The following is a 601-nucleotide window of genomic DNA, read 5'->3' as shown; positions in this document are numbered from 1 at the left end:
CCGGAGGCCCCCGATTACCGTCTCTCGCGAAGTACTCGATTTCGTTGTCCCGGCGCGCGCGCCACGCACAGCCAATCCGAAGCGCCGCAAGCAACTGGTCGACCGCCGCATGGACGACCTGCGCCGAATTTTCCTGGCCGGCCTCGATCACCAGATCGGCCTGGCCCACGACCCGGACTATCGCTATCCAAGCCATGTCTTGGTCGAGGAAAACGGCGAGACCGTAAAGCAGATCACCTACAAGCACCCCGAGCCCTGGTGGTTCGAGGAGAACGGCGCCCTGTTCGTACGGCTGAACTTCGGCGAGCGCACCATGCAGATCCCCGGCAAGAATCCGGTGATCCGCGTCGGCAAGAAGAGCGACCTGCTCTCCACCCTGGAAGCGCTGCACATCCTGGTCGACAACCGGGAAATGGACGACGTCATAGAGAAGATGGTGGTGGTCAGCCGCTAAGGGGGCGCCCGAGTGCGGCCCCCTTCAGTGCTGCTCACGGTCTATGGCGCCGACGTCGAGCACCGGCGCGGCGTCGATCGTCTCGGCATCCAGCAGCGCGGCGACGCGCTCCAGTCCGGCGACCAGCATGGCCTGCTCCCACGAGGC

General features: G+C 65.2%; 1 protein-coding gene. It reads left to right on the top strand.

What is annotated here, in order from left to right; translation table 11 throughout:
* Positions 1-454 (top strand): hypothetical protein (locus tag ACKGJN_RS16525; RefSeq protein ID WP_409540667.1); only part of this gene is annotated, 454 nt, incomplete at its 5' end.
* Between the last annotated feature and the right edge of the window lie 147 nt (positions 455-601).

The sequence above is a fragment of the Gillisia xinjiangensis genome (assembly GCF_046298265.1).
Classification (GTDB): Bacteria; Bacteroidota; Bacteroidia; order Flavobacteriales; family Flavobacteriaceae; genus Gillisia; species Gillisia xinjiangensis.
The sequence above is the reverse complement of the archived record's forward strand: the minus strand, read 5'-3'. Positions and strand labels throughout refer to the sequence as shown.